Consider the following 20202-nt stretch of genomic DNA (forward strand, 5'->3'; position numbering starts at 1 on the left):
GGATAGCCTTCGGCTGAGCGTAAAAGCCCTTCATCTAAATAAGGCACACCTGGCAATGATGTAATTTTGTTTTTCACATCGGCAATAATACCTGTAATATCATATTTCAATTTGCCAATTTTGTTGCGATAAGTTGCCGAAAATTCCCAACCACGATTTTCCATCGAACCAAGGTTTAAGTAAGCAGGACTAAGCCCTACGTAGTTAGGAATAGGTTTACGAAGTAAAATATCGGAGATTTGTTTTATGTAATAATCAGCCGTGATACTCAAGCCTTTGATAAGCACCAAGTCGATACCAATATCAGTTTGCTTTGATTTTTCCCAGCCAATTCCTGCATTAGCGGCTTCGGTAAGTGCATAGCCAGGATTAATAGTACCATTGAAATAATAGTCAAGTCCAGATGAATAGTTACTCGCAAAAGGATAATTATCAGGCAAACCTTGGTTTCCGAGTGTTCCGTACGAAGCTCTAATTTTGCCAAATTGCAAGAAAGAAAGCTCTTTCATGAAATTCTCGTTGGTAAATACCCACCCTGCTGAGGCAGATGGGAAGAAACCCCATTGCTTATTTAAGGCTTGTGAAAATCTTGAAGAACCTTCATAACGACCATTGACCTCGATCAAATATTTATCTTGAAAAGCATAGGTCAAACGCCCGAATCCAGCAGCTAAAGCACTCTGGCTTGTTCCTCCATTATTGTTACGATTCGCTCCACCTAAATCTAAATAAGGCAAATTTTCATTAATAAAATCGGTTCTTGATGCACCTAAACTACGATTTGAGCTTTCTTCACTTTGAAAGCCAAACATAATTTTAGCATCGTGTGCAGCTTTTGTAAGTTGGTAAGATGCTTGAGCCAAAAATGTATTACGGAAATTGAACGAATAACTTTCACCTAAGCTATTGGTGCCTGGGTATCTTGAACTAAGGTCGTAAGAGCGAGTGCCGATATTTGGTGTATAAATGTCGAAATTCTTTTGAAAACGCTTGCTGTTTGGAGTCCATTGTTCACGGGCATAAGAGGCTTCAAATTCCAATCCTTTGATTGGCGTATAATTGATTTGAGCTTTCCCAAAAATAGTTGGCGTAATGACAGTAAGTGTTCCACTCGACTCGGCTTGTCCAAGTGGATTTCGATTATTCGATTGACCTGCATTGCCATACATACCATCACCAAATTTGGCTGGACCAGTAGCAGGAAGACCAATTGCTTGACGAATAATGAATTCGGGAGTAGAGCCTGCTGGTTCGACTCGAGTGCCTTGGTTGAAAAACAATGTGCCTGACAAGCGTAATTTTTCATTTATTTTAATGTCAGGATTCATTCTAATATCCAAACGACTATATCTATTATTTGGAATTAATCCTTGTTGTGATAAATATGAAACTGAGGTAAACAAACTTGCCTTATCAGAACCAGCATCAATCGTAACATTATGATTTTGCATGATACCGCTATTTGTCAGCAATAATTTCACCCAATCATTATCAAAAACTTCGATATTATCAACAGGACTGGTTTTGTATTTTTCAATCAAAGCCAATGGGAAAACAGTTGCAGTTGGATTTCCTGTTTGTGTTTGTTGAGCAATATTGCTCAATTCCATGTGTTCAACTGCGGTAACTTTTCCAGGAATATTCGTTGCACTTTGTTGAGTCAAGAAACCGTTGTAACTAACCTTAATTCCACCTTTACTACCACGGCGAGTTTTTACAAGTACCACGCCATTTGCTCCACGAGTACCGTAAATCGAAGTAGAAGCAGCATCTTTCAATACGGTGATACTTTCTATCGAATTTGGGTCAAGATTATCCATGCTCGACACAACTCCATCAACCATAATTAAAGGTCCAACACCTGAAAAAATAGAACCAATACCACGAATACGAATGTTTGCCCCATCGGCACCAGGTTTTCCCGAAGATTGCCAAACTGAAATACCGGGAGCTAACCCTTGTAGCAATTGGCTCGATGAAGATACTTGTCGGCGGGTAAGTTCTTCGGTTTTGAACTGTGAAACCGAACCAGTAAGGTTAGCTTTTTTCTGAATTCCGTAGCCAACCACCACTACATCGTCTAATAATTTGTTTGATTCTGCCAAAGTTACTTCAATCGTACTTTGATTTCCTATAAGCACTTCTTTGGTTTCATAGCCAATAAAAGAAAAAATTAACACAGCTTTTTCTGAAACAGTCATGCTGAATTTGCCTTCTGTGTCTGAAATAACTCCTTTACCAGAAGTTTTTTCAAGAATTGATACATTCGGAAGAGCTTCGTTGGTAGCTCCGTCGATAATTTTTCCCTTAACGATTTTTTGCTGTGCTTGAAGCGTCAGCAACACCCAAAAGGAGAAAAAGAGCGTGAGTAGAGATTTTTGTTTCATATTTAATACTAATAGTTTAAAAAAAACATGATAAGCAGTGAAATAATGTAAGAGATTCTTGTAAAATTTTACATCATTAGAATGATAGCATTTGTTTAAATTTTAAGGGTTAAAGTGCAAAAATATTTGTTTTAATTCATTTTTTAACAAACTTATATAAAATTTTAAATAAAGATTGTAAAATATTTGAATTTATTTCTGACTTTTGTTCAATCATATTGTTAAATGGTAGTTTTTCTGGGGGAAAATACAGATTTTAGCATAATTACTGAAGCATTTTATTTAACCCTAATATTTGATAAACCAGTATGAGAAAAAACATAGTTATTGTCATTTATTTACTTTTTTGTATAGCTCTACCTTCAATCTCTCAGAATAAATATTCGAGTAAAATTTTGCTTATTCCATTAGATGACCGCCCACCGTGTTTGCAGTTTCCTATCAAGATGGGTTTAATAGGGGATGTTGAACTTGTGACACCGCCAAAAGAGCTATTGGGACGATTTTTAGAGTTTGGCAAATCAGATGAAATAATCAATTGGATTTCGAGCCAAAATTTAAAGACTTTTGATGCAGCCATTGTATCAATAGATATGCTCGCCTACGGAGGTTTGGTTGCTTCACGTGTGCATGAAACTCTTTTAACAAAAGCTTTGAAAAGAGTAGAAATTGTGAAGGCAATTCGTCAGAAATCGCCAAATATGAAAATCTATGGTTCGAGTGTTATCATGCGTTTAGCTCCAACAGGTGATGGGAAAAATGAAGATTACCGAGAAAAATTGGCAAAATGGGCAGAGGTTTCGCCAGATGAAACTCAAAAAAAATTGATTGAAAAACTCGAAATGGAGATTCCAAAAGATGCACTTTTCAATTATAAAGCTGCCAGAGAACGCAATCTCAAAATTAATCTTTACGCCGCAGAATTGACTAAAAATAAAGTTTTTGATTACCTGATTTTGTCACAAGATGATGCTAAACCCAGAGGGGTTCATGTAAAAGATAGAGAAATACTTACCCAATATGTAAAAAACAATAATTTGGGCGAACAAATAGCCATTCAACCAGGAGCCGATGAAGTTTCAATGTTATTATTGGCTCGTTCGGTAGCTGATAAATACAATTATCGACCGAAAATCAAAGCCATTTATTCGTCAGAAAGCATGGCAAATAAAGAAATGCCGTTTGAAGATCGTCCATTACGCAAAACGGTGAGTTTTCATATCAAAGCGGTGGGAGCAAAAGAAGTAACGGATGAAAAACAAGCCGATATTTGCTTTTTCGTATTCACTTCAAGACTTGAAGAAGGTCGAGCCAAAAGCTTTGCCGATACAATCAATCTGTTTTCAAAGCAAAATAATAAAGGAATTATCGTTGTTGATATTGACCCAAAAGGCGATGTACAAGGAGGGGATATTCCGTTTACTGAAGCATTGAAAAATGAAGCTGTTTTCTCAAAAACGTATGGTTATGCCTCTTGGAATACCGCAGGAAATGCAATCGGAACAGCTCTGCCTCACGGAATTTTGTATGGAGTATCGAAAAATGTGTCTAAATTAAACTCTAAAAATGAAATTATTACTCGAATGAGCGAAGCCCAAACTTGGTTTATGTTGAATCGCTTGTTAGATGATTATAGTTATCATTCGATCGTTCGGCCAATGGCAGCAAAAATGATTCGTGAAAATAAATGGAATGCTTACCGTTTGACTGATGAACAAACCAAAACAACCCAACAATTCTGTACCAAAGAATTATTGCCGATTGCTGTTAAAACTATTGAAGGCTTTTACCCAAAAAACAGTGGTAAATCTATACAACTTTTATCATTTACATTTGACTTGCCTTGGAATCGAACATTTGAAGCTGAGATTACTTGCCAAATAAAAAAATAAACACCAGCATATCTAAAGGAGATAATTCCTCAATCTTAATTTTTTAGCAACTAAATATGATTGCACTTGGTTTACTTCTGATATTTATCGTTTTCGCAACACTCATGTTTTTGCGAAAAATACCTGCTTTGCTGGCATTACCTGGAATGGCAATTATGATTGCATTAATTGCCGGCCTTCCTACAACAGATGTTTTGAATAATATTATTGCTCAAGGTTCTGTAAAACTCAGCTCAGTTTACGTGGCGGTTTTTGCAGGGGCTATGATGGGGCGTGTACTCATTCAGACAGGAATTGCAGAGGAAATAATTAAGCGAGCTGCCGAGTTTGGCGGAGAAAAACCATTAGTTGTATCTTTCGGTTTGATGTTTGTAACAATTATTTTATTTACGACTTTACAAGGTTTGGGAGCAATTATTACGGTTGGTTCGCTTGTTTTACCTATTATGATGAGCCTTGGAGTGCCTCGAAAATTGGCAGGTACACTTTTTATACTCGCTTTTGCCACAGGTTTTATATTTAATCCGATTTTATTTACACTTTATCGACAACTTTTACAACTCAAAGAAACCGAACCCATACCTACGCAGGTATCAACATTTGCCTTTATTTTGTTAGGATTAATGCTTGTAATGCTTGTGAGTTATGCTCTCATTGCCGCAAAGCGTTCGGGTGAAATGTTATTGATGTCGGCAGTTTCAAAAGATGAGCTACTCAAAAGAGATAAAAACAAAAAAGTGCCATTTATTGCATTGTTTACGCCCGTCGTACCATTGATATTGTTTTTTGGATTCAATTATTTTAATACCAAACTCGACTTTATAGCGGCATTTATCATTGGTTCATTGTTTGGAGTATTAGTAACTGACTGGCGAAATGCCATAAAAACACTCACCGCATCAGCCATAAAAGGTGTAGAAGATGGAGCTCCTGCGGCTATTTTAATGATGGGCATTGGTATGTTGCTCAATGCACTAAACCTACCAGTTATTAAAACAGCTCTTGAACCACTTATTTTATCATTGCCTTTTCATTCAACATTATTTTATATAGCTTTTTTTGGACTTCTTTCGCCTTTGGCTCTATATCGAGGTCCTTTAAATATTTTCGGCATTGGCATCGGTTTATTTACAATTATGTTTGGCACAACAGTTTTACCGCCAATAGCTTTGTTAGCTGCAATTATGTGCGTAGTACAGGTGCAAAATGTGTGTGATCCTACCAATACACATAGTGTATGGATTGCCAATTTTGTGGGTATTCGAGTAGAAGACTTTACTAAAGAAACCCTTCTTCCCATGATGTTGGTGTGTATTATTGGTTTGATAGTTTCAGCATTAATGTTTCTTTGATTTTAGATGTGAAAACTTGCGAAATTTGTCACATCCTTCCTAAAAATATGAAAAAACAAGTTCGAGTTGGCATTGATGTAGGTGGTACTTTTACCGATGTGGTGGTCATTGACCATTCTACCAGAGAAGTGATTTCTCAACTGAAAGTGCCAACTACGCACGATTCAACTGAGGGAGTAGCGGCGGGCATTATTGATGCTATCAATCGTGCATTATCTGAATTAGGTATTTTGCCCGAAGAAGTAGTTTTTATAGCTCATTCTACTACACAAGCAACTAATGCACTTTTAGAAGGTGATGTAGCAAAAGTTGGTATTATTGGTTTGGGAAGTGGGCTTGAAGGTTTAAAAGCAAAAATAGATACAAATATTCCAGCTATTGAACTTGCTCCCAATCGCTTTTTGAATATTGAACACGCTTTTTTGTCTGACCAAAATCTTACAGAAAAAACAATTATTGACCAAATAATTAGTTTTCAGAAAAAGGGGGTTGAGGTGATTGTTAGCTCGGAAGCATTTGGAGTGGATAAACCAGAAAATGAGTCTTTGATAAGCAAAAAAGCTCAAGAAATGGGTATTTTTGCTACTTCTGGTCACGAAGTTTCAAGCCTTTATGGGCTGAGAATACGCACCAGAACTGCTGTAATCAATGGAGCAATTTTGCCAAAAATGATACATACGGCCACCATGACCGATGAGTGCGTAAAACGTGCAGGAATTACTGCTCCCTTAATGATTATGCGTTCGGACGGAGGCGTAATGAGTGTAGAAGAAGTGCATCGAAGACCCATTATGACGATGCTTTCGGGGCCAGCGGCGGGTATTGCAGGAGCATTGATGCACGAACGAGTTTCGGATGGAATTTTTATCGAAGTAGGTGGAACAAGTGCTGATATTTCGGTGATTCGAGATGGACAACCACAAACAAAAGCTGCCAAAGTAGGTGGGCATCGCACTTATTTGAATACTTTGGATGTAAGAACTTTGGCCATTGCTGGAGGTAGTATGATTAGAGAATCGGGCGGAAAAATTGTTGATGTTGGCTCACGTTCTGCACATATTGCGGGTTTGCATTATGCTTGCTTTCAAAAAACAGAGATATTTGAAAATGCTCGATTGGTTCATCTTCGACCTACCGAAAAAGATGCCGATGATTATATTGCCATTGAAACTATCAGTGGACAACGTTTTTCGCTTACGCCAACTTGTGCCGCAAATTTATTGGGTATTATTCCTGATACAGCTTTTGCAAAAGGAAATGCAGAAACAGCTAAATTAGCTTTTAAGCCTTTGGCAGATAAAATAGGTAAAACGGTTGAAGAAACCGCCCAAGAAATACTCGAAATTTCATGCCGAAAAGTAGCTAAACAGTTAGATGAATTGATTGAAGAGTACCATTTAGATAGAAATACAGTCGAACTAATTGGCGGCGGAGGAGGTGCTGCTTCATTGGTTTTATTTACAGGAAAATTAATGAATCTTCCTGCAAGATTAGCCAAAAAAGCCGAAGTAATTTCAACCATTGGCGTAGCTTTAGCAATGGTGCGAGATACGATTGAACGAAATATTGTAGAGCCAACACCCGAAGATATTTTGTCTGTTAGAAAAGAAGCTGCAGAGGCAGTTATAAAAATTGGAGCTGTTCCCGAAACGGTAGAAGTACAAGTAGAAGTAGATACCCGAAGAAACTTGGTAAGAGCCACAGCATTTGGTACAACTGAACTTAAAAGGAATGATGGTAGCTCAAAATCAATAACCTTGGATGGTTGTAAGGCTGCGGCGGCACATTCGATGCAAACTGATATTGATACTGTTTATTTGTTAGGAGAAACGGCTTCTTTGTATGCTTTTGTAGCTGAAAAGGAATTTAAAAGCCTGTTTGAACTATTTAAAAATAAGCAAAAAGCAGTAAGAATTATTGATAAAACAGGCGTGGTTAGGCTTCAAAGAAGCAATGCAGTTGTTTATTCGTGCCAAATAGCTGAGGCTTTAGATTTACTCGAAAAAGTGATTAATGATTTAACCGACTTCGGTGATGCTGGTCGTAGTTTGCCCGACATACATTTATTGGTTGGCTCAAGAATTATAAACCTTTCGGGCTTGGCGGAGTTAGAACAAGCTATCGCTTTAGCAAGAACTGAACTCGAAAATATGCCGAACGATGCACCCATTGTGATAGTGGCTTCAATCAAATAATTACAATTCTAATGACAGATTTTCAAACAGATATATTAATTGTTGGTGGTGGAGTAGGTGGAGTTGCTTGTGCAAAAGCTGCTTGTGAAGCTGGCTTAAATGTGATTTTAACTGAGGAATCCGACTGGATTGGTGGGCAATTTACGAGCCAAGCAACGCCTCCCGATGAGCATGGTTGGATAGAGCGATTTGGCTGTACGAAGTCGTATCGAAAATTCCGTGAAGATGTGCGGGTATTTTATAGAAACCATTATCCACTAACAAAAGAAGCAGCTGAAAATCCATTTTTCAACCCTGGTGATGGTTGGGTTTCTCCACTATGTGCCGAGCCGAAGGTTTTTTTAGCTGTTTTGGAAGAAACTTTAGCACCTTTTCTTGAAAAAAAACAATTGACAATTTTAAGACAACATATTCCTATTGCTGCGGATTTTGAAGAAAATAAAGTCAAAAATATTACGCTACTAAATACTCAATCCTCTATAAATATAATTATTTCTGCAAGCTATTTTGTTGATGCAACAGAATTGGGAGATTTACTTCCTCTTACTCAAACTGAATTTGTAACTGGCTCGGAAAGTCGAACTGAAACGGGTGAACCGAGTGCAAAAGAAGAGGCAAATCCTCATAATTCACAAGCATTTTCGATGTGCTTTGCGATGAGCTATCACGAAGCAGAAGATTGGACAATTGAGCGACCTATGAATTATGAATTTTGGCGAAGTTTTATTCCTAATTTACAACCAGCTTGGAGTGGAAAATTATTGAGCCTCACAGGCTTGAGTCCCCGAACACTTGAGCCAGTCTATTATAATTTTAAACCAAATAATGAGCCAAACAAGGCTTTTGCGGGTTTATGGACATATCGCAGGATTTTACATAAAAATAATTTTCTTGAAAATGCTTACGATTCGGACGTGACTTTGGTAAACTATCCTCAAATTGATTATTTATTGGGCGATTTATTAGGGGCAACAAATAATGAAAAACAAAAAATAATAGCAAAAGCCAAAGAACAAAGTTTGTCATTTTTGTATTATTTGCAAACAGAATTAGGCTTCAAAAGCCTGAAATTAAGAAAAGATATGGTGGATACGGAAGATGGTTTGGCAAAGAGTCCGTACATTAGAGAATCTCGTCGAATCAAAGCGGAATTTACCATAAAAGAACAGCATGTTTCGGCAAAATATTTATCTAATCAGACTTTGGCAAGTCAATTCGATGATTCGGTTGGTTTAGGTTTTTATCGCATAGACTTACATCCTACCATTGGAGGCGATAATTATGTAGATGTTGAAAGTTTACCTTTTCAGATTCCTTTAGGTGCATTGATTCCGCAGCGAGTCGAAAACCTTTTACCTGCTTGTAAAAATATTGGAACTACGCACATTACTAATGGTTGCTATCGCTTGCATCCAATCGAGTGGAATATTGGAGAAGTTGTCGGTTATCTGACGGCATTTTGCCTTTCGAAAGACTTAAAACCAAGAGAAGTACGAAATAATAAGGCTTTTTTGACGGAATTTCAGGAATTAATCACCAATAGAGGTGTGGAAATTGCGTGGCCAAAAGATTTGAAATTAGAAGAAGGCGACCCTCATATTCATGCAATGTAATGGATAATTAAAAATGTCAGGCGAAGAATTAGCAAAAAATATCATCCAAGAGTTTAGTACGCAAGATATTTTTATGCTTTGTGAAAAGGCAGGTATAGTGCTTCGTTACGAATCGTGGTATCCAGTAACTTTGGGTGAATTTGACAGAAAAACTAAAAAAATTTGTATCAATTTGAATGCAAAAATTGACCAAAAACAAATAGTTGCCCATGAATTAGGACATTATTTCATACATCGAAATGGACTAAAACTCAGTAAAATAGAAGAAGAAATTATGGCAGAAGCGTTTGCAAAAACTCTTCTGTTTTACTGAAACACATTCTCCATCACCAAAGCATACGCTCCCAACATAGTTGTTTTGTCGCCTAAATGCGAAGTTTTGATTTCACAATCGGCAACTAACTGGGGCAAACCATATAAACTTAGACCCTTAATAACGGGGTATTTTAGCAATTCGCCAACATCGGTAAATCTCCCTCCTAAAATTATTAATCCAGGATTAAGCGTTTGAACCAACATCGAAAGTGCTTGCCCTAAACGTTCGCCCATTTCTATCAGTAAGGCTCTTGCACTATTATCGTTGGTATGGGTGAGTTGAATAATTTCTCGGTATTTTAATTTGTTTGATTCATTGCTTGTGCTTAATTCTCGAAATTGTCTTTCTAAAGCATAGCCCGAAACAACGGTTTCTAAACACCCTTTTTTTCCACACACGCATAACTTTTCATTGTCTTCAAAATGAATATGCCCAAACTCGCCCGCAAAACCCGATTCTCCATTATGCAGATGTCCATTCGAAATAAAACCAATACCTAATCCACGACTCAAATTGACATAAATTACGTTTAGTTTTTCACGAGCAAAGCCAAAATTTTGTTCGCCCAAAGCCATCAGACGAGTATCATTATCTATAAAAACAGGGTAGCCCCAACGCTCACTTAAAAGTTTTGCAAGTGGGGTTTCAAAATTCAAAAAGCTATAACTTATACCTTTTTTTCCATCAACTCGTCCTGTAATTCCGATGCCTATTCCAAGAATTTTATTATCAGGAATTCCTTTTTTGCTAATCAAATCAGGTACGATTCGAGCTACAAAATTGAAGGCTTCATCACGGTTATTGATGTCGAAATTATCAGTTTCGTATTCATAAATCAACTCATGGTTTAAGTTGACGATGCTAAATCTAAAAGAACTAATAAGTAATTCAATGCCAACAATATAGCCTAAAGAAGAATCAAGACAGAACAATGATGGTGGTCGTCCGCCCGTAGATTCTCTTTTACCAGATTCAACCAAAATGTGCTGTTCTACTAATTCATTGATAAGCTTGGTTGTTGTTGGTAAACTCAATCCCGAAAAATCTTTTATTTCAGGAATCGTTTTTTCGCCTTCTTGTAAAAGATATTGTAATATTTTTTTGGTTTGTGTATGTTGGTGACCCCTTCCATTTCCTGCAGTTAATGTTTCGATATATGTTCTCATGCTTTCTAATTTATCTGCCTTAGAGGTTGTTTAAGTTTTTTTTTGCTGGTAAAAAATGATACTTTTTTGACTTAATCAAGGTTGAAAAAGTGAAATTTTGCGAGCAAAATGAGCCTTTTTGAACGAAGAGAAATTTAAAAAGGTATATTTTAAGCCCAAATCAAAAAACTTAAACAACCTCTAAAAGTGCCTAAAATAAAATTAATTTAAGAGTTTTATAAAATATTTAATAAAGATAATAAAATTATTACAGAATTATCCTCATTTTTGTAATACACAATTCTTTTGGAGTAATAATTGAAATATTTTACTAAACTAAGCATAATCTTTGACTGTGAAAAATCTCGAAAAATATAGTAGCCAATACAAAGACGAATTATTAAAAAATATTATCCCATTTTGGCTCAATCACTCGAAAGATGATGAGTTCGGAGGCTATTTTACTTGCCTCGACCGTGAAGGGAAAGTTTTCGATACCGATAAGTTTATTTGGCTGCAAGGTCGTGGTGTTTGGATGTTTTCGATGCTATATAATCATTTGGAAGCCCGACAAGAATGGTTAGAGTACGCTCAACACGGAGCCGATTTTCTACAAAAATACGCTCGTGCCGCTGATAAAACTTGGTATTTTTCGCTTACTCGTGAGGGAAAACCTTTGATTCAACCCTATAATATTTTCTCTGATTGCTTTGCAACACAGGCGTTTGGGCAGCTTTATAAAGCTACAAACAAAGCAGAATATGCCGAAATTGCCCGAACTACTTTTTATTCAATACTGGAGAGAAGAAACAATCCAAAGCGAAAATGGTCGAAAGCAGTTGATAATACTCGTCCTTTAAAAAACTTTGCTTTGCCAATGATTCTTTGCAATTTATCGCTCGAAATAGAGCATTTGCTTGAGCCTTCGATGGTTGAGAAACTTATTAATGAATGTGTACATGAAGTAATGGAGGTTTTTTATGACAAAAACTCAGGTTTAATTTTAGAAAATGTATTGCTTGACGGACAATTTTCAGATAGTTTTGAAGGACGTTTATTGAACCCCGGTCACGCAATTGAGGCAATGTGGTTTGTTATGGATTTGGGCGAACGACTCAAGGATTCGGCTCTCATTGAGAAAGCAAAAGAGATTACATTGCGTACCCTTGAATATGCGTGGGATACTGAATATGGCGGGATTTTTTATTTTATGGATATTAAAAACAAACCCATGCAACAACTCGAATGGGACCAAAAACTTTGGTGGGTGCATATCGAAACAATCATTGCTTTGCTGAAAGGATATTTACACACGGGCGATGAGCGATGCTGGGAATGGTTTGAAAAAGTACACGATTGGACTTGGGATCATTTCCCTGACCCAGCATTTGGCGAGTGGTATGGTTATCTCAATCGAAGTGGCGAGCCTTTATTGACTTTAAAAGGTGGAAAATGGAAGGGAAGCTACCATATTCCGAGAGGTTTGTATCAATCATGGCAAACATTCGAGAAACTGAAAGTTGTTCAGCAAATAGAAGTTGCATAGGGTGTTTTCCTATTCTGCTTCATAATATTTATGAATAATCAGTGAAATAGGCAAACCCACACAAATCATTAATATTGCTATGTTTTTCATTACTCCCTCTACCGTAAAAGAGCTTGTTTTGATGCTCGAAAATGGTAAAATTCCTAGATTTATCACAAACCAAACAAAAATGTCGTAGAGCAAGCCGACAATAATTTTTTGATTCTTTAAAGGAATTTTCTTGAAAATAAAAAAGAAGAAAATCGTAAATATTAGAGCAATTGCGAAGTGAATAAGAATGCCATAAATAACCATCAAAGTGCCGCCCTCGAAGGCAGATTTGCCGAGAAGCCCACTGGCAATGTATTGAAAAAGAAATTGAAATTTCATATTTGCAAGCAATATGACAGCGGCCGAACCGTCTAAAAAACCTGCGATTAACCCTGCTTTGAGGATAGTATTTGTAGCATTTTTCATAGAAATTTAAGGTTTTACACTTTTATTATATTTATTTCGATATTCAATGGGTGTCATACCTGTTATTTTTTTAAATACATCTCTGAATGCCTTGGTGTCTGTATAACCGACATTTAACATTACTTCGTTGATATTTTTTCTACTGGTTTCAAAACTTTTCTTGGCCGCTTCAATCTTTACTCGTTGCATATATTCTATCACCGTATTATTGGTGGCTTTTTTAAATCTGCGTTCAAAACTCCTGCGTCCAATGGCAAACATATCTGCCAATTGCTCGACAGTTATTTTGTCGTGGTAATTTTCTTCGATAAAATCTTGTGCTTTTTTTATTTCTTCATCGGTATGCTCTCTTTGTCCTTGAAACATCATAAATGACGACTGACTTTCACGGTCAATATCAATAGCAAAATATTTAGCTGCAAGAATAGCCGTTTCACGGTCGGTATATTTTTCGACTAAGTATAAAAGTAGATTCCAATAAGAATTTGCTCCACCGCTCGAATAAATACCTTGTGCTTCAGTAATAATGCTACCATCAACTAACTCAACTTCGGGAAACATCGCTCTAAATTCATTGGCAGAGTTCCAATGAGTTGAACATTTTTTGCCATTCAATAAGCCCGTTGCTGCCAACAAAAATGCACCCACACAAAGAGAGGCTACTTCTGCCCCGTTTTTACGTTGCTCAACTATCCACGGTATCAAACCTTTATTCATTTCTATGGCAGTAGCCATATCACCACTTAGGGCTGGTATAAAAATAAGGTCTGTCTTTTTTACTTCTTTCAATAACTTATCTGTATGAACAGAAAATAAGCTATTGCCTAACCTTATTTCGTTGGAAAGTCCAATCAACTGAACATCAAATAAAGCAGTTTTTCCTGACATTTCTAAAAACTGATTGACAGCTTTAAACATATAGTTAGGGTCGGCTATTGCCTCTATTACAGCAGTTTCAGGAACAAGAATTGATACATGCTTCATTGATACAATTGATTTGATTTTAAGAAATGTGATATGTTTGTTTGACAAATATTCGTAACTTATTTCATCAAACCAAGATCGAAATATATCTTGTCGTAATCAACCCCTTAAATAGTCGTAATTACACATTTTCGTTTCTAAATAAGTAGCATACATTTGTATCGTAAAATAAAAATAATAATCGTAAATATTATTCTGATGAAAACAACGATAACAGTAGAAAGCACAGTTAATGCACCAGTAGCAAAAGTTTGGGAATATTGGACCTCGCCTAAGCATATCACCCAATGGAATAATGCTTCTGATGACTGGCACACACCTTATGCCGAAAATGATTTACGTATTGGTGGCAAATTTATTTCAAGAATGGAAGCAAAAGATGGCAGTTTTGGATTTGATTTTAAAGGTGTATATGATGAAGTAGAAGAAAACAAAACGATAGTTTATACACTTGAAGACGGAAGAAAAGTAGCAATAACTTTTATAAGTGAAGGTGGCTCAACAGAAATAACAGAATCTTTTGAAGCCGAAGATATTAATTCGATTGAACTGCAACAAGGTGGATGGCAAGCGATTTTGAATAACTTTAAAAAACACGTAGAAACTTCTATTTAAAATGACACATATAAACACGTATCTGACATATAATGGCAATTGCCGTGAAGCAATGACTTTCTACCAAGAATGTTTGGGCGGCGAGCTTTTTTTGCAAACCATCGGCGAATCTCCAATGGCAGACCAAATGCCGCCATCAATGAAAGATTGTATTTTGCACTCCACTCTCACGAAAGGAGCATTAATCATAATGGCTTCTGACATGGTAAGCGAGCAAGGGCTCATCAAAGGCAATAATGTTTCGTTGATGCTAAATTGTAGCAGCGAAGACGAAATCAGAACTTTCTACCAAAAACTTTCGGAGGGCGGGCAAGCCACTCATCATTTAGAAGACACTTTTTGGGGAGCATTATTTGGTGGTTTGACCGATAAGTTTGGTAATCAATGGTTACTACAATTTGATAAAAATCAACAATGAAACCTGCAAATTCAGATGGAAACTCCAGTAATTCCTTTAAAAGATACTGATAGCTATATCGCTACTCAGCCCGAAGCTACGAGGCTCATTTTGGAACAATTACGTCAAATAATTAAAGAAATCGCTCCCGAAGCAGAAGAATCAATTAGCTATCAGATGCCTGCCTTCAAACTAAACGGAATGTTGGTTTGGTATGCAGGTTATAAGAAACATGTTGGTTTTTATCCATCATCTAAGCTAATTCAAGTTTTCAAAGATGAATTGACGGATTATAAAACTTCAAAAGGTGCAATTCAATTTCCGCTTAATAAGCCGCTGCCAGTTGAACTAATTACCAAAATTGTAAAATTTAAGATTGATGAAAATTTAGCAAAATCACTTACTAAAGCAAAAAAGAAATGACAAAACAAATTTTTCCATGTTTATGGTTTGATGGTCAAGCCAAAGCAGCAGCAGCCTTTTATTGTTCAGTTTTTAAAGATTCAAAAATAATCTCTGAGTCGCCTATGGTTGTAATCTTTGAATTGAATGGTAGTAAATTCATGGGCTTAAATGGCGGCCCTCAATTTAAGTTCGATGAAGCGGTTTCGTTTGTTGTAAATTGCGATACACAAGAGGAAATTGATTATTACTGGGACAAACTCACAGCAGATGGAGGACAAGAAAGTATGTGTGGCTGGCTGAAAGATAAGTTTGGCGTTTCGTGGCAAATTGTGCCGTCAATATTAGCTGAATTAATGAGCGACCCGACTAAAGCAGAGCGTATCATGAAGGCTTTTATGACTATGAGAAAGTTGGATATTGAAGTACTGAAAAACGCCTAAAAGGTTAAATAATTATTTAAAATCTATTCAGAAAATGGTAGAAGTCTTTCAAACAAATGTTGAGCAAATAAAGCATTCAAAAATGCTTACAAAACAACTCCTTTGTCGTTTTTCTGAAAGTAAAGTAAGTTTTGATTTGAATGATTGCGATAGAATTTTAAGAGTTGAAGGTGAAAATATTGAGCCTCAATCGATAATTGAGTTATTGAATGTAAATGGCTACTATTGTGAAATTTTGAAGTAAAAACAGTTTATAACTTAAACCTTAAAACAATGCAACCAAAAACTACAAAAATCATTTTCTGGGTATCAACTACCCTCATTTTTCTCTTTGAAGGCGTATTACCAGCATTTACTTCTCAAACCGATATGGCAAAAGAAGGAATTAGACATTTGGGCTATCCTGAATATTTCGGAACAATGTTGGTCGTATTTAAAGTATTAGGCACACTTGCTTTAATTATTCCACAAGTGCCATCTCGCATAAAAGAATGGGCTTATGCCGGTTTTGTCTTTGATTTTATATTTGCTTGTGGAAGTCATTGGGCGGTAGATGGTTTTAGCGGACAAGCCATTTTTCCATTGATTGTTTTAGCAATTTTATTAGTTTCTTATGCTTCTTACCACAAATTACAAGGCACTAAAATACTCTAATGGTAAAACTATAATAGCAAAAGAATGAATTTTACTTCATTCTTTTGCTATTAATAAATACCTGATTACCAACGAATGAGTGCCGAACCCCAAGTAAATCCACTACCAAAAGCAGCTAAGCATACCAAATCGCCATCTTTTACTTTTCCTGCTTCCCATGCTTCGCACAAAGCAATTGGAATAGATGCGGCAGTGGTATTGCCATATTTCATGATATTATTAAATACTTTTTCATCTGGTAATTTCAATGCCCGTTGCACAAACTGAGCAATACGTAGATTAGCTTGGTGCGGTACTAACATATCAATATCGGCAACTGTCAAGCCTGTTTTATTTAGAGCTTCCATGATTACTTCTGGAAACTTCGTTACGGCAGTTTTGAACACCAACTGACCGTTCATATTTGGATAATAAGTCTTGTTTTCGAGCAAGTTTTCATAAACAAATATTTCGCCATATTCTACATCTGGAAAACCAAATTGCTCTGCTCCTAAATGATACCCACCATGACTTCCCGGGCTAATCAATGCCAATTCTTCGGCGTGCGTACCGTCAGAATGGAGGTGAGTAGTCAAAATTCCCTTGCCTTCTTCTTCTGTTGGTTGAAGCACAACTGCCCCTGCACCATCGCCAAAAAGAGCCGAAACGTTACGTCCACGGGTCGAGAAATCAAGACCCATTGAGTGCATTTCAGAGCCAACCACGAGTACGTTTTTATACATACCACCTTTAATAAATTGGTCAGCCACCGAGAGTGCATATATGAAACCAGAGCATTGATTTCTGATGTCTAAAGCCCCCATTTCTTTGTGTGTAATGCCTAATTCACGTTGTAAAAGCACCCCACAACCTGGAAAATAATAGTCAGGACTCAATGTGGCAAATATAATGAAATCTATTTCTTCGAGTGCGATACCTGCTCGTTCACATGCAATTTTTGTTGCTGCTGCACCCATTGTAGTAGGTGTTTCAAACCCTTTTTTTCCGTAACGCCTTTCTTTTATTCCAGAACGTTCCTGAATCCATTCGTCGGTTGTGTCCATCACTTTCATTAAATCGAAGTTCGTAACAACGGTTTCGGGAACATAAAAACCTATCCCAGCAATTTTTGAATGTAACATATCTTTTGTGTTTTAGAATCTTGCTGCGAAGTTAATAGAAAAACTTTTGATTGTGCAAAACAATCTTAGGAATGTAATATTTTCACCAATCGTATTTGCTATTCAAAATACTAAATTATATAAAATAAAGAATGATTATTTCGTTTTCATTTTCAAAATCAATACTTTATGTCGATTTTGCATTTTAAACTTGCATACTAATTTTTTTCTTAAACAATGAGAAAAACCGTACTGACGCTCGCACTATTGACTTTATTTTTTGCATTTACCTTTGAGGACGATTTAATTGATAAAATTGTTGCTCAATTTGACCTTTATAGTACTTCATTTCCACACGAAAAAGCCTATTTGCACCTCGATAAACCTTATTATATGGCAGGTGAAACTATTTGGTTTAAGGCCTATTTGGTTGAAGCAGCTTCATTATTGCCCGATACTGTGAGTATTCCTTTGTATGTCGAACTTATAGATAATAAAAAGGGCAAACTTATCGACAAAAAAATATTGAAATTGGAAGGTGGTAGCGGCTATGCAGATTTCGCTTTGCCCGATACACTCAACGCAGGTTACTATCGCATTCGAGCCTACACCAACTGGATGCTCAACTTTGATGAAAGCCTAATTTTTAGTAAAGATTTCAAGGTTTTTAAATCTAATCAAACCGATGAATTGATTAAATTAAATTCGCAAGAAATTGATTTTCGGTTCTTTCCTGAAGGGGGAAATTTGGTAGAAGGGCTCGAAAGCCGACTGGCATATAAGGCAGTAGATGCTTTAGGTAATGGACTTGATGTAACTGGTATCGTTCTGACCGAGAAAGGTGATACAATAATAAATTTTGAAAGTGAACATTTTGGTATGGGAATGTTTAATTTTAAACCAGAAGTAGGAGAGAAGTATATTGCTAAAGTTAAATACCGCAATATTTTTGAAAAAGAAATAGCACTTCCCGTGGCAGAAAGAGAAGGTTTTGTAATTGGTGTAGAATCGGTAGCAGACCGTGAATATATTCGCTTATACGTAGGACACACTATTGAGAACCTGAGTAGTCCAATTGCTATTATTGGGCAAGCATCTGGGCAAGTTTGTTATGCGGCTAAAACTATTCCAACCAAAAAAGGTTTATTAATGAAAATTCCTAAGAATAAGTTTCCTCAAGGAGTTGTACAATTTACAGTTTTTGATGAAAAAGGCGTGCCACGATGTGAGCGAGTGGTTTTCTTGAAGAAAGATAAACAATTGAATATCAGTATTTTATCTAATAAAGAAAAGTATTTGCCAAGAGAAAAGGTTATAATAGATATAAATGCCAAAGATGAAAATGGTAAACCAATAGAGGGTGATTTTTCGGTGGCAGTGTTGGATGCCAGTCAGGTTTTAGAGATGCCTAACGAAGAAAATATTCTAACATATTTACAGCTTAGTGCAGATGTTAACGGTAAAATTGAGCAACCAGCTTATTATTTCTCAAAAAACAATGGCGAAGCTGGTCGTCATCTTGATATATTGATGATGACACAGGGTTGGAGGCGTTTCAAATGGGCAGATGTGTTAAAAACCGAACTTCCTGCACCGAAATTTTCTTTGGAGCGAGGCATAAGCCTTTCGGGAGAAATTAGTAGGCAAAATGGAAAACCTTTTGAAAAACCAGTCAATCTGACTTTTATTTTTTCATTGAAAGACAGCACCCGACTTTTTGGAATGGGTTTGGCAGAAAAAAATGGCTCATTCACAATCAATAATTTGAATTTTATTGACTCGGCAAAAGTAATTGTGCAAGCCATTGCAGGACAGTATAATCGAAGTACAAAAATACATGTCAACCGAACCTTTTCTCCCAAAATTCAGCTTGTGGCTATTCCGTATAATGCCGTTGCTTTCGAAGAAAAAGAACTTGCCGACTACCTTAAACGAACCAAAGATGCCTTAGAATTAGAAAAGATTTTGCGATTCAATAAATCTCAGATGTTAAAAGAAGTAGTCGTAAAAGCCAAGCGAAAAGAGGTTGAAACCGATTCTCGTGTACTTTATAGCAGCCCAAGTAAATCAATCACTATTGACCAAACAATGATGGGTTATCTGAATGTGCTTGACTTGCTACGTGGGCGTTTGGCAGGTGTTCAGGTGTCGGGTAGTGCCAATGACCCGACAATTACAATTAGAGGAGTTAGTTCACTTTCGGGTTCGTCCGAACCACTGTTTTTATTGGATGGAATGCGAACAGATAAATCGGCAATTTTGATGATATCAGTTGCAGATGTGGAGAAAGTAGATGTACTAACAGGCGGAGAAGCAGGCGTTTATGGTTCGGCAACGGGAGTAGTGTCTATTTTAACAAAACGTGGAAATTCAAGCTATGATTATACTAAAGAAAAAGCAGAAGGTATAGAGATTGTTGGTATGGCAGGGTATTATCCAACGAAAGAGTTTTATGCACCAAAATACGATGAAAAGATTCCCGAGCATATTCGCCCAGATTTTCGTTCAACTATTTTTTGGTTGCCAAAAATAAAGACCGATGCTCATGGTAAAGCCCAATTTACCTACTTCAATTCCGAAGCCGAAACTAAGGTGAATATTTGTTTAGAGGGTTTGACGTCAAAGGGCATACCAATCGTAGCAAAAAGTACTTACTCCATTGTAAGGAAATAGCAATTAATTTTGTTTTTTTGGAAACTTAGAGG

Annotated in this window: 18 protein-coding genes; 13 read left to right on the forward strand and 5 right to left on the reverse strand. The window is 36.6% G+C overall.

Annotated elements, in window-relative coordinates; translation table 11 throughout:
* On the reverse strand, positions 1 to 2387 hold a 2387-nt coding region (locus ACH2CJ_RS12030; protein ID WP_394993052.1), incomplete at its 3' end, for a SusC/RagA family TonB-linked outer membrane protein.
* Between the two features lie 308 nt (positions 2388 to 2695).
* On the opposite strand from ACH2CJ_RS12030, the gene ACH2CJ_RS12035 reads away from it, so the two are divergent.
* The 5 genes from ACH2CJ_RS12035 to ACH2CJ_RS12055 are packed head-to-tail and all read left to right on the forward strand — an operon-like array spanning position 2696 to position 9752.
* A complete protein-coding gene (locus tag ACH2CJ_RS12035) occupies positions 2696 to 4279 on the forward strand; it encodes a DUF4127 family protein (protein ID WP_394993053.1) in 1584 nt (527 codons plus the stop codon).
* A 56-nt stretch (positions 4280 to 4335) separates the two neighbouring features.
* The gene (locus tag ACH2CJ_RS12040) at positions 4336 to 5631 is read left to right on the forward strand and encodes a citrate transporter (RefSeq protein WP_394993054.1); all 1296 of its coding nucleotides are present in this window, start codon (positions 4336 to 4338) and stop codon (positions 5629 to 5631) included.
* Between the two features lie 47 nt (positions 5632 to 5678).
* Positions 5679 to 7826: a hydantoinase/oxoprolinase family protein gene (locus ACH2CJ_RS12045; protein ID WP_394993055.1), complete on the forward strand. Its 2148-nt coding sequence runs from the start codon at positions 5679 to 5681 to the stop codon at positions 7824 to 7826.
* An 11-nt stretch (positions 7827 to 7837) separates the two neighbouring features.
* Positions 7838 to 9439 carry an FAD-dependent oxidoreductase gene (locus tag ACH2CJ_RS12050; protein WP_394993056.1) on the forward strand — a complete coding sequence of 534 codons (1602 nt, stop codon included), beginning with the start codon at positions 7838 to 7840 and terminating at the stop codon, positions 9437 to 9439.
* Positions 9440 to 9452: 13 nt separating this feature from the next.
* Positions 9453 to 9752, forward strand: a complete 300-nt coding sequence (locus ACH2CJ_RS12055) for an ImmA/IrrE family metallo-endopeptidase (RefSeq protein ID WP_394993057.1) — start codon at positions 9453 to 9455, stop codon at positions 9750 to 9752.
* On the opposite strand, the gene ACH2CJ_RS12060 is transcribed toward ACH2CJ_RS12055, so the two are convergent.
* The gene (locus tag ACH2CJ_RS12060; protein ID WP_394993058.1) at positions 9746 to 10921 is read right to left on the reverse strand and encodes an ROK family transcriptional regulator; all 1176 of its coding nucleotides are present in this window, start codon (positions 10919 to 10921) and stop codon (positions 9746 to 9748) included. The two genes, ACH2CJ_RS12055 and ACH2CJ_RS12060, sit on opposite strands and share 7 nt — an antisense overlap.
* 334 nt (positions 10922 to 11255) lie before the next feature.
* On the opposite strand from ACH2CJ_RS12060, the gene ACH2CJ_RS12065 reads away from it, so the two are divergent.
* Positions 11256 to 12446 carry an AGE family epimerase/isomerase gene (locus ACH2CJ_RS12065; protein WP_394993059.1) on the forward strand — a complete coding sequence of 397 codons (1191 nt, stop codon included), beginning with the start codon at positions 11256 to 11258 and terminating at the stop codon, positions 12444 to 12446.
* Between the two features lie 9 nt (positions 12447 to 12455).
* On the opposite strand, the gene ACH2CJ_RS12070 is transcribed toward ACH2CJ_RS12065, so the two are convergent.
* Both ACH2CJ_RS12070 and ACH2CJ_RS12075 read right to left on the reverse strand, forming a co-directional pair.
* On the reverse strand, positions 12456 to 12902 hold the full coding sequence (locus tag ACH2CJ_RS12070) for a hypothetical protein (RefSeq protein WP_394993060.1): 447 nt from the start codon (positions 12900 to 12902) through the stop codon (positions 12456 to 12458).
* Positions 12903 to 12908: 6 nt separating this feature from the next.
* Positions 12909 to 13886, reverse strand: a complete 978-nt coding sequence (locus ACH2CJ_RS12075) for a GlxA family transcriptional regulator (RefSeq protein ID WP_394993061.1) — start codon at positions 13884 to 13886, stop codon at positions 12909 to 12911.
* Positions 13887 to 14084: 198 nt separating this feature from the next.
* Here ACH2CJ_RS12075 and ACH2CJ_RS12080 point away from each other — a divergent pair, with 198 nt between their 5' ends.
* The 6 genes from ACH2CJ_RS12080 to ACH2CJ_RS12105 are packed head-to-tail and all read left to right on the forward strand — an operon-like array spanning position 14085 to position 16397.
* A complete protein-coding gene (locus ACH2CJ_RS12080) occupies positions 14085 to 14501 on the forward strand; it encodes an SRPBCC family protein (protein WP_394993062.1) in 417 nt (138 codons plus the stop codon).
* A 1-nt stretch (position 14502) separates the two neighbouring features.
* Positions 14503 to 14919, forward strand: coding sequence for a VOC family protein (locus ACH2CJ_RS12085; protein WP_394993063.1), 417 nt, complete (start codon positions 14503 to 14505; stop codon positions 14917 to 14919).
* A 15-nt stretch (positions 14920 to 14934) separates the two neighbouring features.
* Positions 14935 to 15321 carry an iron chaperone gene (locus ACH2CJ_RS12090; protein ID WP_394993064.1) on the forward strand — a complete coding sequence of 129 codons (387 nt, stop codon included), beginning with the start codon at positions 14935 to 14937 and terminating at the stop codon, positions 15319 to 15321.
* Positions 15318 to 15743, forward strand: a complete 426-nt coding sequence (locus ACH2CJ_RS12095) for a VOC family protein (RefSeq protein WP_394993065.1) — start codon at positions 15318 to 15320, stop codon at positions 15741 to 15743. Before ACH2CJ_RS12090 ends, ACH2CJ_RS12095 begins: the two co-directional genes overlap by 4 nt.
* A 34-nt stretch (positions 15744 to 15777) precedes the next feature.
* A complete protein-coding gene (locus ACH2CJ_RS12100) occupies positions 15778 to 15987 on the forward strand; it encodes a hypothetical protein (protein ID WP_394993066.1) in 210 nt (69 codons plus the stop codon).
* Between the two features lie 29 nt (positions 15988 to 16016).
* Positions 16017 to 16397 (forward strand): DoxX family protein, encoded by a 381-nt coding sequence (locus ACH2CJ_RS12105; RefSeq protein WP_394993067.1) that lies wholly within the window; start codon positions 16017 to 16019, stop codon positions 16395 to 16397.
* Positions 16398 to 16462: 65 nt separating this feature from the next.
* On the opposite strand, the gene ACH2CJ_RS12110 is transcribed toward ACH2CJ_RS12105, so the two are convergent.
* On the reverse strand, positions 16463 to 17518 hold the full coding sequence (locus ACH2CJ_RS12110; protein WP_394993068.1) for a 3-oxoacyl-ACP synthase III family protein: 1056 nt from the start codon (positions 17516 to 17518) through the stop codon (positions 16463 to 16465).
* A gap of 216 nt (positions 17519 to 17734) precedes the next feature.
* Here ACH2CJ_RS12110 and ACH2CJ_RS12115 point away from each other — a divergent pair, with 216 nt between their 5' ends.
* Positions 17735 to 20170: a TonB-dependent receptor plug domain-containing protein gene (locus tag ACH2CJ_RS12115; RefSeq protein WP_394993069.1), complete on the forward strand. Its 2436-nt coding sequence runs from the start codon at positions 17735 to 17737 to the stop codon at positions 20168 to 20170.
* The last annotated feature ends 32 nt before the right edge of the window (positions 20171 to 20202 follow it).

It is taken from the genome of Emticicia sp., from assembly GCF_043780375.1.
Classification (GTDB): domain Bacteria; phylum Bacteroidota; class Bacteroidia; order Cytophagales; family Spirosomataceae; genus Emticicia.

Coding starts and splice junctions, on each gene's coding strand:
- ACH2CJ_RS12035 (WP_394993053.1), top strand. CDS start 2,696: ATGAGAAAAAACATAGTTATTGTCATTTATTTACTTTTTTGTATAGCT.
- ACH2CJ_RS12040 (WP_394993054.1), top strand. CDS start 4,336: ATGATTGCACTTGGTTTACTTCTGATATTTATCGTTTTCGCAACACTC.
- ACH2CJ_RS12045 (WP_394993055.1), top strand. CDS start 5,679: ATGAAAAAACAAGTTCGAGTTGGCATTGATGTAGGTGGTACTTTTACC.
- ACH2CJ_RS12050 (WP_394993056.1), top strand. CDS start 7,838: ATGACAGATTTTCAAACAGATATATTAATTGTTGGTGGTGGAGTAGGT.
- ACH2CJ_RS12055 (WP_394993057.1), top strand. CDS start 9,453: ATGTCAGGCGAAGAATTAGCAAAAAATATCATCCAAGAGTTTAGTACG.
- ACH2CJ_RS12060 (WP_394993058.1), bottom strand. CDS start 10,921: ATGAGAACATATATCGAAACATTAACTGCAGGAAATGGAAGGGGTCAC.
- ACH2CJ_RS12070 (WP_394993060.1), bottom strand. CDS start 12,902: ATGAAAAATGCTACAAATACTATCCTCAAAGCAGGGTTAATCGCAGGT.
- ACH2CJ_RS12075 (WP_394993061.1), bottom strand. CDS start 13,886: ATGAAGCATGTATCAATTCTTGTTCCTGAAACTGCTGTAATAGAGGCA.
- ACH2CJ_RS12080 (WP_394993062.1), top strand. CDS start 14,085: ATGAAAACAACGATAACAGTAGAAAGCACAGTTAATGCACCAGTAGCA.
- ACH2CJ_RS12085 (WP_394993063.1), top strand. CDS start 14,503: ATGACACATATAAACACGTATCTGACATATAATGGCAATTGCCGTGAA.
- ACH2CJ_RS12090 (WP_394993064.1), top strand. CDS start 14,935: ATGGAAACTCCAGTAATTCCTTTAAAAGATACTGATAGCTATATCGCT.
- ACH2CJ_RS12095 (WP_394993065.1), top strand. CDS start 15,318: ATGACAAAACAAATTTTTCCATGTTTATGGTTTGATGGTCAAGCCAAA.
- ACH2CJ_RS12100 (WP_394993066.1), top strand. CDS start 15,778: ATGGTAGAAGTCTTTCAAACAAATGTTGAGCAAATAAAGCATTCAAAA.
- ACH2CJ_RS12105 (WP_394993067.1), top strand. CDS start 16,017: ATGCAACCAAAAACTACAAAAATCATTTTCTGGGTATCAACTACCCTC.
- ACH2CJ_RS12110 (WP_394993068.1), bottom strand. CDS start 17,518: ATGTTACATTCAAAAATTGCTGGGATAGGTTTTTATGTTCCCGAAACC.
- ACH2CJ_RS12115 (WP_394993069.1), top strand. CDS start 17,735: ATGAGAAAAACCGTACTGACGCTCGCACTATTGACTTTATTTTTTGCA.